Here is a 12,724-nt window from a genome sequence, read left to right on the forward strand (position 1 = left end):
ATCGGTTTCTCCGGATTGAAATCTTCCATGTCGGAATACTTTTTCACCGTCCGCCGATCTACCCCCATCTGCCGTGCTACTTCTGCATAGCTGCGACCTTTTGTATTCGTTTCGTATCTGATATAATTAACTTCAGCCATTGCTAACATCTCCTATACTACCTCCTGTAAAGATATGCCCAAACAGGAGTGTATGTATTTTTTCGGATGTTGGCAAGTGGCCTTTTTTATGTACATAAATTAGCTGCCGTTTCCTACATTTCTAGTGTGCCATAAACAAATAAGAAGTTTCAATAGCTTGTATATAAATTGGTTAAAGTTTAATCATCAAGGAGATATTTTATGGATTCAAGAGTCCCCATCCCAGTCAAAAATATTTAGATCAGGAGGTACAATGGTCGATTACCGGGATGTTGCGCCAATTCTATACGCTTAGAGAACATGAAATCATTTCTAAAGTCGATGCTGGTAAATATGCAATCAATTATATGCCTGAAAGGTGGCATAACGTTATTAAAGAAGCAGTGAGTATTCGAGAAGGATCAGGAATACGTTACTATCATTCCAAAAAACACCGGATTGATGACACTATACAATGTATGAATTACATTTATAATTATTGTAATAAAATGTAAAAAGGACTAAAAAGAGCAATTTAAAAATAAGGTGAAGGAAATGCAAAGTTTGTAGAGAATACTTTGTAGAGAAGGAGAAATTTTTTAAAAAATTCAACTGAAATGTGTTGGTAAGGTTGACCTACTGCCTCAGTACGGCGACTGAAGAATAGCCTTTGCTGGGAAATATGTGAAGATGTATTATGAAGAAACAAGAATTAATTTTTTGGCAATGAGTTGATTGAAGCTTTTTCTGCTAATCGAGAGGAACAGGTATACTGCTGGCCATAACCTTGAGTGGCAAATCAGTGGAAAGAAGGCAATAAGGCGTATAGTATAGAGGAATGAAAATTCAGAAAAAATATGATACACTAAAATCCAAAAGGGTTCTAAAGGGGGATACGTATGAAAAGGTATTTTGCATTCATAATCAGTTTTATATTGTTTTATATTGTATTTGAAATATTATCAGGTGTTATTTTAACTGCCTTTTATACTCCAGACTTTTTTGCAATGGAGGGTAATCTGAGTCAAGAAGCGGGTTTTACTGAGGCAACTTTTGTACCAATAGATCTAACAATAATTATTGCTATTGCTACTGCTACTGCCGCTTATTTTGTAGCATTTAAAATGTTTAATACTGCAAAAAGCTGAATGGACTAAAAGGGATTTATGGAGCAATGATCATGCCATTTTTCTTCAAGATTTGGGCGCTTTTCTGAATTGAAAAGTGTCTTTTTCTTACTTGGACCAAAAGTTGAATAAGATATGAATGAATTTGGCTTTTCTTGATGTTATGGTCATATTGTTGAGGATAGAAGAAAATTTGCTAGATCATGAAAATAACTTATGGGAGGGTTATAATGACTGGAACAATCATTCCCATTACAGATGATAAGCTGGAAGAGTGTATTGAACTATATATAAATGTTTTTAATTGTAGGCCTTGGGATGAGACCTGGACGTATCAAACTGTTAATGAAAGACTATCGGATTTAATGCATACGCCTAAATTCCTTGGTTTTTTGTTATATTAAACGAGTATCATACTTTATTTAGTGAACAGCTTCCGAATACCCTTGAAGGGTTTTATTTACATGGGTCCATTGCTCTTAATGCATATATTGATGGTTCTAGCGATATTGATTTCATTGCAATTATAAAACGTCATTTAACCGAAGCGGAGAAGAAATGGCTGACGAATATTCATCAATACCTGCAAAAGAAATACAAAAAAACAGGAATGGATGGATGTTATCTTCTGTTAGAAGACATAGGCAAAAAGCAAACTGATACAACCGTATGAAGACAATGAAAAGATTTAAAAGTTTAGCGTTACTATTACCTAATAAATTTCTAGAAAATGACACTTTAATTGGATTTATTGCGGGAAATAGCAAAAAAATGTATACAGGATTAACCTTTTATTTAGCAGAGTTTTGTATAAACAATCAAATTCAAGGCAAGGGCTACGGTTCAAAACTACTTCTTTATCTAGAAGAAGAACTAAAGAAAAGAGATATTCAAAGCATTTATTTATTAACTGCAACCGGAGGGCTTGCAGAAGCTTTTTATCTAAAAAATAACTATATAGTGTATGAGAATAGGGTTGTTATGAAAAAGAATTTATAATGATTGGGACTTGTTATATGGGTAAACAATGCTATGCAGCCCTCAATTCAAGGCACACATCCGGAATAAAAACTTTCCTTTTTGTATAAAAAAGCCGACATAGACGATCAGTTTCTGGCTACTCTACATTTTGTTTCTCTTTTTAATGAAATACATGTTCAAGAGCCTTTTCCATAGCTATTTAAAGTAAAACGTTTCAATGGTCACCTAATTTGTTTTGTGATTCAAATTTATCTTTTTTAAGGAAACTGAAAATTATTTCAATTCAATGTAACTATAAATCAAAACCGAAAGAACAATGTTATGAAATATGTGAATCAAGGGTTTGACCTATTGTTATTTGGAGGTGCAAACACCCAATATAGGTACAAATGAATTGGAGGGGAACTATGAATCTTGAAATATGGATGTTAACTTTTCTAATGATATTTATGCTCCATAATCTAGAGGAGATCATAATGGTCGAAAGATGGTTGAAAAAAACCTATCCAAAAGTGAGGAAAAAAATTCCTTTATTTGCACAAAAGGAGATCAATCGTGTTAAAGATATGACATCCATACGGTTTGCGGTCGTTGTATTTGTGTTATCCATTTTTGCTTCTGTGTTGTTATTAATATTTGCAACCACACAACTTGTCTTTTTATTTGTGGGCTTAAATCTGTTTTTCGCATTAAACATTTTTACTCATCCATTACAATCTTTATTTTTAAAATGCTACACGCCTGGGGTTTGGACATCCATATTTCTGATTATACCCTATTATATTTTATTTTTTGATCACTTCTCCAAAGCAGGTGCTTTTACCATACAAACCATGATAGGTGCCTTTTTAGTGATAGTCATTTTTATACCTATATTCCTCTTCAGTCATAAAATAGCAGCAAAGTGGTTTTGATTTATTAAATCGTAGTATAAAAAAAGGAGGAAAATGGAAATGGATCGGCCCACATGGTGCTGACTTTTCCACACTGATAAAATGCAATGGAAGAGGGTACTTTTTAACCCTCTTTCCACTATTTTCCGATTACCCAAAAAAATAGCCCTTGCTCATGAAGGCAAAGGCTATTTTTTGAGGTAAAGATTAGTTATATTAATCTTCCTGGGAAGTAGTAATAATAATCCCAGCTTTTGTAACTGCAATAGTATGTTCATATTGAGCGGAGAGAGAGCCATCCATTGTGCGGGCAGTCCATCCGTTATTGTCCATTTTGGTATGGTAGTCTCCGATATTTACCATTGGTTCAATCGTGAAAACCATTCCTTCCTTTATACGAGGTCCTTTTCCAGGCAGACCGAAATGTGGAACTTTAGGTTCTTCATGCATCGTTGGACCGATGCCATGACCTATGAAATCCCTGACCACAGAAAATCCTTGAGCTTCCACATACGTTTGGATGGCATGACCGATATCACCGATTCGATTCCCAACTTTGACTTGATCGATACCTTTATATAAAGATTCTTTAGTGACCTCTAGTAGTTTTTGCGTTAGGTTGCTGACCTCTCCGACTGGATAGCTCCATGCTGAATCGGCTAAGTAACCATTCAAATTCACAACAGTGTCAATGGTTACAATATCACCTTCTTTTAGCGGAGTTTTTCGTGGGAAACCGTGGCAGACTTCATCATTAATACTTGCACAAATGGCGTATTTGTAGCCGTTGTAACCTATTTGTTCTGAGATGGCTCCATGTTTGCGTAAATAACCATCTACAAATTCTTCAATTTCCCAGGTTGTTACACCAGGCTCGATCATCTTTGCTACTTGTTTATGTGTGTCAGCAAGCAATTGTCCTGCCTTCGTCATCATAGCGATTTCACGCTCTGATTTTAAAGTTATCATGTTGATCTTCCTTCCTAAGTACTATTTACATTATTCTTTATTTTAATTAGTATTACAAATTTACGGCCTAAGCATCTATCTTGTGCATGTTTTGGCTTGCCTTTATACAGTCGTTGCTCTTCACTTGCATATACGCCGTTAGAAAGGAAAGGGTATTATGGAAAGTTCAAAGAAGCCAACAATTGCATTACATACAGCAGAAGAGCCTGTCACATTCACAGACAGTAAACTAGGTGGGCAGCCTTACTGTAAGCCAGGTGATAGTATCCCGGTCCATGATAGTGGTACTCCGTACATGCTCATTGCACAGCTTAATTTTTCACAGCTGCCCAAGCTACCGGATTATCCAAACCATGGTCCTTTACAGTTCTTTGTTCTGGCGGACGAAGATTACGGTGTTTACGAGGATGGCTACTATTGCAGGTATTATGAGGAATTTGAGCCATCTGGTGACATAGAGACGTTTTCTGATGAAGAGGAGGAATATGAAGAGTCGAACCAATCGTATATGGAGGTCCCTATGCTTAAAAGCAACAATGAAGGAAGAGTTGGTTTCCTTCACTGATCCGCGGTCAATCCACTATGACCTGCCAACAGGGGTCCCGAGTACTTGAAGTATCATGATAAAACGGATGGGAGTGGCAAAAAGTCGGGGGCTATGCATTTATGGATCAATCAAGCTTTGATGAAAAGAATGCTGTTTACGAACTGCTGTTTCAATTGGATATGGAGGGCAGTGATCAAAAAACGTATGCGATGATTTATGATTCAGGCACCATGCAGTTTTTTATTGAGAAAGAAGCCTTTTCGCAGCTATATTATTATATCTACAGCTTCTAAGGAGTCTCCAAACCAACATGACAGGTACGTTAAATATTAAATGGTTAAGTTTTGTTGACGATATAGACATGATAGATGCGCGATTAAAAGAAATGTTACATCAGATGACCAGGGATGATGTTTTACCTTTTCAGAATTTGAAAGTGATGGTGAACACGTGCATCTCTTCCATTAGAGGTTCAAACCAATATGAATAATCTAAAAGTATGCTCTAAACATTATTAAGTAAATCTCTAAAGTATTGTCTTAATTTTTCTTTTAGAATGGGGGGATCTATTATTTTGATGGATTTTCCAAAGCCAGCAAGATACTTAATAATAAATTCAAGTTCGCTTGGTTCATACCACCCAACCATATATGGAGTTCCTGACTCATAAGTTAATTTCATAGAAGGATAATGTTCCTGTTGGAATTGCTCTATCCCGGCATGATTGATCATACATTTAAATTGAACGGCCTGTTCTGAGGTTTTCCAAAGTGATTGAGCGTTTCTTATAGTAATTTCATTCAAATCCTTTATAGGCTCCATATTTGTTGTCTTAGCAGATGTTATACGATCGCAGCGGAAAACACGGTAAGCTTTTTTTTGGATATCGTAAGCCTGGCAATACCAATAGCCTTTCATCGGATAAACCGAGATCGGTTGAATAGTGCGAATGCTCTTTTGGAACTCCTTTTGATACTCTATTTCTAATACTTTATTTTTAACAGCTGCCATTAATAAAACTTCTAAATATGCACTGTCTTTGATTTGATCTGTATGTCGAAAAGATACACGATGCTGCATTCTCTCTATATCTTGTCTTTGATTTTCCGATAATTCATTTATAAATTTTTCATGTATTGTACGAAAAGATACTTGAAAAGGTAAATTTGTAAAACTTTGTAGTGCTTGCATGGCAAAATAAAGTATGTAAATTTCTTGGCTGTTAAAAGAAATAGGGGGAAGGGGTATTTGATTAAGTAAACGATATCCTCCATAGCGACCGTACTCTGTATAAATAGGTGCGCCTATTTCTTCTAGTGATGCAATGTCTCTTAATGCAGTTCTTTTTGATATTTGAAACTCCTGCATTAAATCACGAAGTGTAAATTGTTGTTTTTGATTAATGAAGCACAGCATTTGATTTATACGTTCTGACTTTTTCATAAAAACCCGCCTTAAAGATGCCGTTTTTTGTCACCTTTATTCATTATACTTGAAAGTGTAACCAATATCTGTGAAGGAGGCAATACAATGAATGTTGAAGTTATCCCCTTTTTATCTTTGAATGGCAATGCTGCAGCAGCAATTCGTTTTTATGAAAAATATTTAGGTGCTAAAGTACTCTTGAAAAAAAATTATAAAGAAATGAAATTGATGAATCCTAATTTTAGTTATGAAAAGGGGCAAGATGAATATATTACCCATTCTGTTTTGCAAATAGGCTCAAATAAACTTATGATCGCTGAGGAAGAAATGGACACAACTCAACCTTGGCAATTAGGTAACAGCTTTTCATTGTGCATACAATCGAAAGATAAGGATGTTATTCAAAATCTTTATGAAACACTTGTGAAAAACGAGAAGGTCACTGTTTTAATGCCGTTTGAAAAGAATGTATTTAGTCCTGGATATGGAATAATACGGGATCCGTTTGGAATTGTTATTCAGCTTTGTGTAACAGTGCATGATTTTTAAATGTAGGGCGAAAAGGGCTTTCTTAATACACAACAACGGAATGGCCAAACATTACTGTCACTAAACACCAGTTGTGTTGAGGTGACAATAGTGTGTTATTTAAATAGTTGTATGGATACGCTCGATTATAAGCGAGCGTATCTTTTATTTTAGGGAAGGTGCATTTTAAGACTTGTAAGAAGAACAATTCGCGGAATAGAGGACCGAATTGGTTATGATGAAAGGATAGTAATTGTTGCTTATTCAAATCTCAACATTACCACATTGTACATTTCTATGGAAGCCATATGACAATCTTTATCATCTGGCCCATAAGATGATATATTTAAACTAAAACTAAGGAGCCTGTTATGACTATTATCGATAAATTGAAACTCGATAAGTACACAAACATGGTTGTGATTAATCAACCGAATGACTATGATGTATTTACTGAACAAGGAACAACATTGTACAAAGACCATGATGCTATTTTCATTTTTGTAGAAACGGTTGATGAGATGGTCGAGTACACGCATAGAATCATCCACAACCAACTATTACTGGATAACGGCTATTTATTTTTCGCTTATCCTAAAAAAGGCAACACACGCTATAAAAACTTTGTTCACAGAGATGAAATTTTTCCAGCAATGAATGTGAACGAGGATGGGTATGTTGGCAATAGTGATATTAAGTTCTCACGAATGGTTAGTATGGATGATGTTTTCACTGTAGTTGGATTAAAACGTGAGAAAAAGAAAGCAAAAAAGTCATCACCTGTAAGCCAGCGTGTTGCGGATTATGAGAGTAATGTTAGAGATATTGAAGCTTTTTTAGCTGATTACCCGGATGTGCTTAAGTTCTTTCAGAGCTTAAAACCCGGTTACCAAAAAAACTGGGCTCGCCACATCTTTTCTGCCAAACAACAAAAGACACGTGAAAAGCGTCAGCTGCAAATGGTCGATATTCTTTCACAGGGATATAAATCAATCGATTTATTCCACCAAAAGAAAAGATAATTCGAATACGAAAGTGATTTGCTTCTTTTATGGATAAAACTTAAATTTCGCATTAGTTACATATATGTTAAATGGTAAAGAGACTTTGCAGAACTATGCTATCAGAGCTATATAGTATTCATTCAATACGAACAGATAATCGGTAAAAATTTAGCGGTCCAATCTTTATTAGTACTTTAGAAAGGAATTTAACTATGTACGAACTGAAGACTAAAGAAACTGACAGCAGTGTCATTGAGTTTATTGAAAGTATAGATAATCCCAGAAAACGTGAAGATGCTTATAAATTATTAGATATTTTTACTGATACAACGGGTTATGAAGCAAAAATGTGGGGGACAAGTATTATTGGATTTGGAAAATACCATTACAAATATAAATCCGGACACGAAGGTGATGCGCCATTAGTTGGTTTTTCACCACGAAAAGCTAAAATCAGTTTATATTTAGCAACGGGTGACACACAACGAGACAAATTATTAAAGGATTTTGGAAAGCATACAACAGGAAAAGCATGTGTATACATCAACAAAGTAGCGGATATTGACGTTGATATATTAATGGCCTTGATCTGTCAATCTGTATCGTTTTTAAAAGAAACCTATCCAAATGAATGATTCTTTTCCATGAACCTACTCTCCATATTTCAAGGACTATTTATTTTGATTATCAGAATATGATGATTGCATGGGAGTGTTGATTTTACTTCTCTCGGTTTCTTCAGCTTTGTTCTTCCCTGCTGTTACTACTGAGTGGGAGTAGTAGAAGGAGAGCTGAAACCCCTTTGTTTACAAGGGTTTCGGCTCTTTACTCTATTTTCATTGCATTGTTATTGCATTATTTGTTTTTAAACCTTTACGTAGGTAACGAGCAGTGAATTGATTCTTGGGTGAAGTATCTTCATTTTCTGTTGCTGTTTGGTAAGACATAATACCTTCTAATTTATAGGCTACTTCAAAGTTACTGTTTGGATACAAATGTCCGTAGGTGCCAAGTGTCGTTTCAATATCTTCATGCCCTAGGCGGTCTTTAATGATTAATGGGTTTTCGCCCATACTAATAAGCAAAGAAGCGTGAGAATGTCTTAAAGCATGTAATCTAATTCGATGAACCCCAGCTTTTTTTGAAAAACGTGTAATGGCATTCGCTAACGTATGCTTTTGTGTGGGGACACCATTATAGCTCATTACAAAATTGGTTTGAACGACAGATTGCTGCACGTCCTTCCATTCGCGGAGTAACGTTAATGTATCTCCATCTAATGCAATATGACGAACACTAGCCTTTGTTTTTGGTTCTACAAAAGAATAATTATCCAAATTCTTATAGTAAAGTGTTTTATCGATATATAACAGACCTTTGTCAAAGTCAATATCTTCCCATTGAACCGCAGTGGCTTCTCCAATTCGCATGCCTGTCATAAATAAAAACCACAATGAAATAAATAAAAAATGTTGATAATAATCTTCTTTATAGAAAAGAGAGATGACTTTTTCAAATTCCTCTTTTGTCCAAAAGTCTATTTTTGTCTTTGTTTTCTTCACATTACCTACAATTTTTGATGGATTATTTTCAGCTAACCCTAAAACAACAGCTCGATCCATTGCCATAGAAAACAACCCTTGAACATTTCTAATATAAGAAGAACGATACTTCTTTTTAGATAACGCTAATTGCCATTTTTGAACATGAATCGGGGTAATTTCTGTTGTGATTAAGTTATTAAAAAAAGTGAAATGTTTTCTTACAGTTGGTAATCGATTATCGTACGTTCTTCCTTTTACTTGTGTTTTATACCAAGGTAAGAAAATATCTTCAATAAAATGTTGGAATAAAACGTCATCTTGCTTTTCTTCTAATGCATCTGACTTTGTAAGCAGTAACCTCGAATATTCTTCCCTTGCTTCTTTTTTTAAAACCACTGCGGTACTTCTGAATTTGCTTGCCAGTGATGGGGTGATATCCTAAATTTGCCCTAAAATAATAAGTTCCGTTCTTTGCCTTTTTGACGATATCTTTAGTCATGATTTCACTCCTTACGCAATTAGTGCAAGAAGTACAAATCACACATCTAAAGTTATCCCTAATACTTCCTCTACAGCTTCTTTAGGAACACGATCTAACTTTTTAGATTGATAATACGTATGCCCTTTTGAAATCATTAGTTTTTTACACTCTCTAATGATATCAGCTGAAAAAGAGGGACCATAACCTAGTGCTATCAAGTCTTTTTTAGTGACTGTGACCATATGAACTCCTTTCCATAGACTAGGATATGCTATTTGATATCTGTCTATTATTATATCGCGTCTATAAAACTAATTCTAATACGTTGCGTGAATTTGGCTCTTGCACTAAAATTAAAAGGATTTAATGTCATAACTTGATAGTTACTTTAACCTATCTTGCTAAATTGAATATCAAAAATCAGACGGCTGCTGGTGCAGCTCCACGGGAATTTCACCCCTGCAAGTATTTCTTCCAGCCCTACTCATAGCTTGCGACGGTTCAAACGCTCGAACCATGACGATAGGGGAGTATCATTATCCTAACTGATGGGTTATCGCCAGCAATCCACCACGATTACATTAGATTCATAGATTATCGCTCGTTTCTAACGAAAGTCATGGCGTATGAATCAAGTGGCTCATCATCAGTAGAACGTATCTGATTTTTTGCTTATACTGCACGGCGTAATCTTCCGTGCTTTCTTTGTCAAAGAACAAATATATGATTAATGAAAGGGAAAACCTAACCGTTCTGTATTCAAATTTTGAAAGCTAAAACAGATTGCATAAGCTTCGTTCGTAAGCGTTCGCGTGTATCTTCATCGATGCCCCAATAAGTGTTTCCTTGTTCATCACGGAGCTTACACATGTATAAACTTGTCATATAGCTTCTATAATGTAGAACAACTACTTTCATTGCTTCTAGCTCACCCTTATTTGCAGCTAAAATGATTGGATACGGCAACAAGCCACGCTCATTTCTTTCCGTATTAGTATTAATCATCCCATTCATCTGCATGTTCCTCCAAAAAACGTCTTAACGGTTTAAAGAACTCGTTCGCCTATACTGTACAGTACTAACGTGGAATGTTGAACAATTGATCAATTTTTACATCAGAAAGATTAAAAAAGTAGTATAGTAGGATGATAGTACGCTTCTCAACTGGCAAGCTATGCATCGCTTTTGCAAGAAGTGTAGGAGTAATTCTCTTACCAGCTACTTGAAGTCCTTCTATTTCTTCTCCCTTTTAGTGTTTGTCTAAGGTATAGAGCTGTTTTTCTTCTAGCGGTGTTAAATTTGAAAATGTTATCTCCGTTTCTGCCTTTCTTTGTATATGTTGATTGCTTCATTTTTCAGTACTCGCTTACAAAAAGCGTTAAATGCACAACGCACCTGCCGTTCGGTACCATACACTCAACTCTCTTCGAAACTGCAAAGATGGGTGATGATTTCCCCTTTCATTACCTTCAACAAGTTTTTTTGTAAAATGCCAAAAATCAGAGAAAAATTTTTAAAAAAACAATAACACGAGTTAATTTCATAATCCCGAGCCCTTGGGGCTCAAGGCTTTCAAGACGTAAAAAAATAGGCACCTCCCCAAATCCTGTATAATGTAAGTTACCACACAAACATAACAGACTGGAGAGATGCCCTATGTCCATTATACGTCAACCAAGCCTATTTGACATGCATGAATTATATGAGTTGGAACCTACCCACCACTTTGAGGCTGTTTTTTCGACAATCGATCTGAATCCTTTTTGGAATCTTTTCGATAAACCAAAAAAAGTAGGTGCCCCAAGAGAACTGAATTATGGTGCCATGGTCTATTCACTTATCGCTCGTGTGGTGGAGCGTATCGTGACAATCAAGGACCTAATCAAACGGTTAAAACGTGACCCGGTTTTTCGATATGACTGTGGGTTTCTTCACTCGGACCAAATTCCATCTGAAGCCTCCTATTCAAGGATGATTACTGTCATCAGCGAATCAAATGTGATGACACATATCCATGATGAACTGATTCTACTTGCCATCAACGAGGGGCATATCAGCGATGAAAACATCGCCTTCGATGCCACGCATTTTGAGGCAAGAGATCGTGCGCAAGCCTCCAAAAAGAAAGAAAAGCAGACACCGAAAAAGCGCGGACGCAAGCCGAAGGTGGAACGAGAGCAATGGTTAAAGGAAAAACAGGCTGCCGAAAACGCACGCCCGATTTATGAGAAAGAGATTGTTCACCAGCTATCCGAATCAGTGGAAACGTTGTATAAAGAAGCTCCCATCGAACCAAAATGGGGAATCAAGAAAAACAGTGATGGGAAAAATACCTTCTGGTTTGGTTATAAAGGACATTTAGCCGTCAGCACAAAGAGTCAATACATTCTAACGGGTATAATGACGTCAGGAAATCTCAATGATGGGAAGGCAGCCATCCCATTATTGAAGAAAATTGATCGGGATCTTCCAGCTTTATTTACCGCCGGTCTTTTCGATGCAGGTTATGATTATGAGCCCATATATCAGCAATTAATCAATCAGAATCTACAGGCTGTCATCCCATATAACCAGCGCAATGAAAGGGAAGTAGTTGGATACGATGAACATTTCGCACCTACATGCGTCCGGGAACATTCTTATCGTTACGACAGCTTCGACCAGAAGTACAAGACACTGAAATACACACGTCCAAAAGAATGTACAGTTTGCCCATTGCGACTCGATTCCCTTTGTCAAATGACCTTTAAGATCAGGCAATCGACGGATATCCGCAAGTACACACATCCAGCTAGAGGTTCGAAAAAGTGGAATGAACTTTACAAGGAACGCACAGCTGTTGAACGGGTTAATGCGTACTTAAAGGAATTCTTTGGACTCAATAATGTCCGTCATCGGACCGGTAAGAAAGCCAGGCTTCACTTCCAATTGGTGACGCTTGTTTACAATGCCTCAAAATTAGCCGCAGACCGGATCAGACTAGAAATGGAGCAACATTCGTTAAAAACAGCGTGATTAAATCGCAATACCTTTTTAAAAAAACATTAAAAAACATCGTAGGGTAACTCAACCCATTTTCAAAAACGTCAATTATGAAATCGATTCA

The 12,724-nt window shown here is 36.2% G+C and carries 15 protein-coding genes and 2 pseudogenes; 12 read left to right on the forward strand and 5 right to left on the reverse strand.

Translation table 11 applies throughout. The annotated features are described in order from the left end of the window. Positions 1 to 409 precede the first annotated feature (409 nt). The 5 genes from C509_RS27600 (at position 410) to C509_RS0122880 (ending at position 3,141) form a co-directional block, all read left to right on the forward strand. Positions 410 to 634 carry an aminoglycoside adenylyltransferase domain-containing protein gene (locus tag C509_RS27600; protein ID WP_018709256.1) on the forward strand — a complete coding sequence of 75 codons (225 nt, stop codon included), beginning with the start codon at positions 410 to 412 and terminating at the stop codon, positions 632 to 634. A gap of 384 nt (positions 635 to 1,018) precedes the next feature. Next, complete coding sequence (locus tag C509_RS0122865) at positions 1,019 to 1,267, forward strand: hypothetical protein (RefSeq protein ID WP_018709257.1); 249 nt, start codon at positions 1,019 to 1,021, stop codon at positions 1,265 to 1,267. A 209-nt stretch (positions 1,268 to 1,476) separates the two neighbouring features. Further along, positions 1,477 to 1,650 (forward strand): hypothetical protein, encoded by a 174-nt coding sequence (locus tag C509_RS26310; RefSeq protein ID WP_018709258.1) that lies wholly within the window; start codon positions 1,477 to 1,479, stop codon positions 1,648 to 1,650. A 265-nt stretch (positions 1,651 to 1,915) separates the two neighbouring features. After that, a complete protein-coding gene (locus C509_RS24530; RefSeq protein WP_018709259.1) occupies positions 1,916 to 2,245 on the forward strand; it encodes a GNAT family N-acetyltransferase in 330 nt (109 codons plus the stop codon). A gap of 389 nt (positions 2,246 to 2,634) precedes the next feature. Then, a complete protein-coding gene (locus tag C509_RS0122880) occupies positions 2,635 to 3,141 on the forward strand; it encodes an HXXEE domain-containing protein (protein WP_018709260.1) in 507 nt (168 codons plus the stop codon). 195 nt (positions 3,142 to 3,336) lie between these two features. Here C509_RS0122880 and map read toward each other — a convergent pair whose 3' ends face one another. Next, positions 3,337 to 4,089: a type I methionyl aminopeptidase gene (gene map / locus C509_RS0122885; RefSeq protein WP_018709261.1), complete on the reverse strand. Its 753-nt coding sequence runs from the start codon at positions 4,087 to 4,089 to the stop codon at positions 3,337 to 3,339. Positions 4,090 to 4,246: 157 nt separating this feature from the next. On the opposite strand from map, the gene C509_RS27290 reads away from it, so the two are divergent. From C509_RS27290 to C509_RS0122900, 3 genes and pseudogenes are all read left to right on the forward strand, one after another. Continuing rightward, a complete protein-coding gene (locus C509_RS27290) occupies positions 4,247 to 4,654 on the forward strand; it encodes a DUF1963 domain-containing protein (protein WP_018709262.1) in 408 nt (135 codons plus the stop codon). Between the two features lie 89 nt (positions 4,655 to 4,743). Further along, a pseudogene (locus tag C509_RS27295) lies at positions 4,744 to 4,929 on the forward strand (DUF1963 domain-containing protein); the annotation flags it as partial. Between the two features lie 17 nt (positions 4,930 to 4,946). Next, the gene (locus C509_RS0122900) at positions 4,947 to 5,126 is read left to right on the forward strand and encodes a hypothetical protein (RefSeq protein WP_018709264.1); all 180 of its coding nucleotides are present in this window, start codon (positions 4,947 to 4,949) and stop codon (positions 5,124 to 5,126) included. Between the two features lie 14 nt (positions 5,127 to 5,140). On the opposite strand, the gene C509_RS0122905 is transcribed toward C509_RS0122900, so the two are convergent. Further along, a complete protein-coding gene (locus C509_RS0122905) occupies positions 5,141 to 6,079 on the reverse strand; it encodes a helix-turn-helix transcriptional regulator (RefSeq protein ID WP_018709265.1) in 939 nt (312 codons plus the stop codon). Between the two features lie 87 nt (positions 6,080 to 6,166). Between C509_RS0122905 and C509_RS0122910 the strand changes: the two genes are divergently transcribed. The 3 genes from C509_RS0122910 to C509_RS0122920 all read left to right on the forward strand — a co-directional run bounded on the left by C509_RS0122910 (position 6,167) and on the right by C509_RS0122920 (position 8,228). Beyond that, positions 6,167 to 6,610, forward strand: coding sequence for a VOC family protein (locus C509_RS0122910; protein WP_018709266.1), 444 nt, complete (start codon positions 6,167 to 6,169; stop codon positions 6,608 to 6,610). A 350-nt stretch (positions 6,611 to 6,960) separates the two neighbouring features. Beyond that, positions 6,961 to 7,611, forward strand: a complete 651-nt coding sequence (locus tag C509_RS0122915) for a YdeI/OmpD-associated family protein (protein WP_018709267.1) — start codon at positions 6,961 to 6,963, stop codon at positions 7,609 to 7,611. 194 nt (positions 7,612 to 7,805) lie between these two features. Then, positions 7,806 to 8,228: a DUF1801 domain-containing protein gene (locus C509_RS0122920; RefSeq protein ID WP_018709268.1), complete on the forward strand. Its 423-nt coding sequence runs from the start codon at positions 7,806 to 7,808 to the stop codon at positions 8,226 to 8,228. 201 nt (positions 8,229 to 8,429) lie between these two features. On the opposite strand, the pseudogene C509_RS24965 reads toward C509_RS0122920, so the two are convergent. From C509_RS24965 to C509_RS0122935, 3 genes and pseudogenes are all read right to left on the reverse strand, one after another. Beyond that, positions 8,430 to 9,636: pseudogene (locus tag C509_RS24965) on the reverse strand (tyrosine-type recombinase/integrase). 38 nt (positions 9,637 to 9,674) lie between these two features. After that, on the reverse strand, positions 9,675 to 9,860 hold the full coding sequence (locus tag C509_RS0122930) for a DUF3173 domain-containing protein (protein WP_018709270.1): 186 nt from the start codon (positions 9,858 to 9,860) through the stop codon (positions 9,675 to 9,677). A gap of 517 nt (positions 9,861 to 10,377) precedes the next feature. Continuing rightward, positions 10,378 to 10,632, reverse strand: coding sequence for a helix-turn-helix domain-containing protein (locus C509_RS0122935; RefSeq protein ID WP_018709271.1), 255 nt, complete (start codon positions 10,630 to 10,632; stop codon positions 10,378 to 10,380). 642 nt (positions 10,633 to 11,274) lie between these two features. Between C509_RS0122935 and C509_RS0122940 the strand changes: the two genes are divergently transcribed. After that, the gene (locus tag C509_RS0122940) at positions 11,275 to 12,633 is read left to right on the forward strand and encodes an IS1182 family transposase (protein WP_018705594.1); all 1,359 of its coding nucleotides are present in this window, start codon (positions 11,275 to 11,277) and stop codon (positions 12,631 to 12,633) included. Positions 12,634 to 12,724: the final 91 nt, after the last annotated feature.

Origin of the sequence: Siminovitchia fordii DSM 16014 = CIP 108821, assembly GCF_000374565.1 — a bacterium.
Taxonomy (GTDB): Bacteria; Bacillota; Bacilli; order Bacillales; family Bacillaceae_C; genus Siminovitchia; species Siminovitchia fordii.

Coding starts and splice junctions, on each gene's coding strand:
- C509_RS27600 (WP_018709256.1), top strand. CDS start 410: ATGTTGCGCCAATTCTATACGCTTAGAGAACATGAAATCATTTCTAAA.
- C509_RS0122865 (WP_018709257.1), top strand. CDS start 1,019: ATGAAAAGGTATTTTGCATTCATAATCAGTTTTATATTGTTTTATATT.
- C509_RS26310 (WP_018709258.1), top strand. CDS start 1,477: ATGACTGGAACAATCATTCCCATTACAGATGATAAGCTGGAAGAGTGT.
- C509_RS24530 (WP_018709259.1), top strand. CDS start 1,916: ATGAAGACAATGAAAAGATTTAAAAGTTTAGCGTTACTATTACCTAAT.
- C509_RS0122880 (WP_018709260.1), top strand. CDS start 2,635: ATGAATCTTGAAATATGGATGTTAACTTTTCTAATGATATTTATGCTC.
- map (WP_018709261.1), bottom strand. CDS start 4,089: ATGATAACTTTAAAATCAGAGCGTGAAATCGCTATGATGACGAAGGCA.
- C509_RS27290 (WP_018709262.1), top strand. CDS start 4,247: ATGGAAAGTTCAAAGAAGCCAACAATTGCATTACATACAGCAGAAGAG.
- C509_RS0122900 (WP_018709264.1), top strand. CDS start 4,947: ATGACAGGTACGTTAAATATTAAATGGTTAAGTTTTGTTGACGATATA.
- C509_RS0122905 (WP_018709265.1), bottom strand. CDS start 6,079: ATGAAAAAGTCAGAACGTATAAATCAAATGCTGTGCTTCATTAATCAA.
- C509_RS0122910 (WP_018709266.1), top strand. CDS start 6,167: ATGAATGTTGAAGTTATCCCCTTTTTATCTTTGAATGGCAATGCTGCA.
- C509_RS0122915 (WP_018709267.1), top strand. CDS start 6,961: ATGACTATTATCGATAAATTGAAACTCGATAAGTACACAAACATGGTT.
- C509_RS0122920 (WP_018709268.1), top strand. CDS start 7,806: ATGTACGAACTGAAGACTAAAGAAACTGACAGCAGTGTCATTGAGTTT.
- C509_RS0122930 (WP_018709270.1), bottom strand. CDS start 9,860: ATGGTCACAGTCACTAAAAAAGACTTGATAGCACTAGGTTATGGTCCC.
- C509_RS0122935 (WP_018709271.1), bottom strand. CDS start 10,632: ATGAATGGGATGATTAATACTAATACGGAAAGAAATGAGCGTGGCTTG.
- C509_RS0122940 (WP_018705594.1), top strand. CDS start 11,275: ATGTCCATTATACGTCAACCAAGCCTATTTGACATGCATGAATTATAT.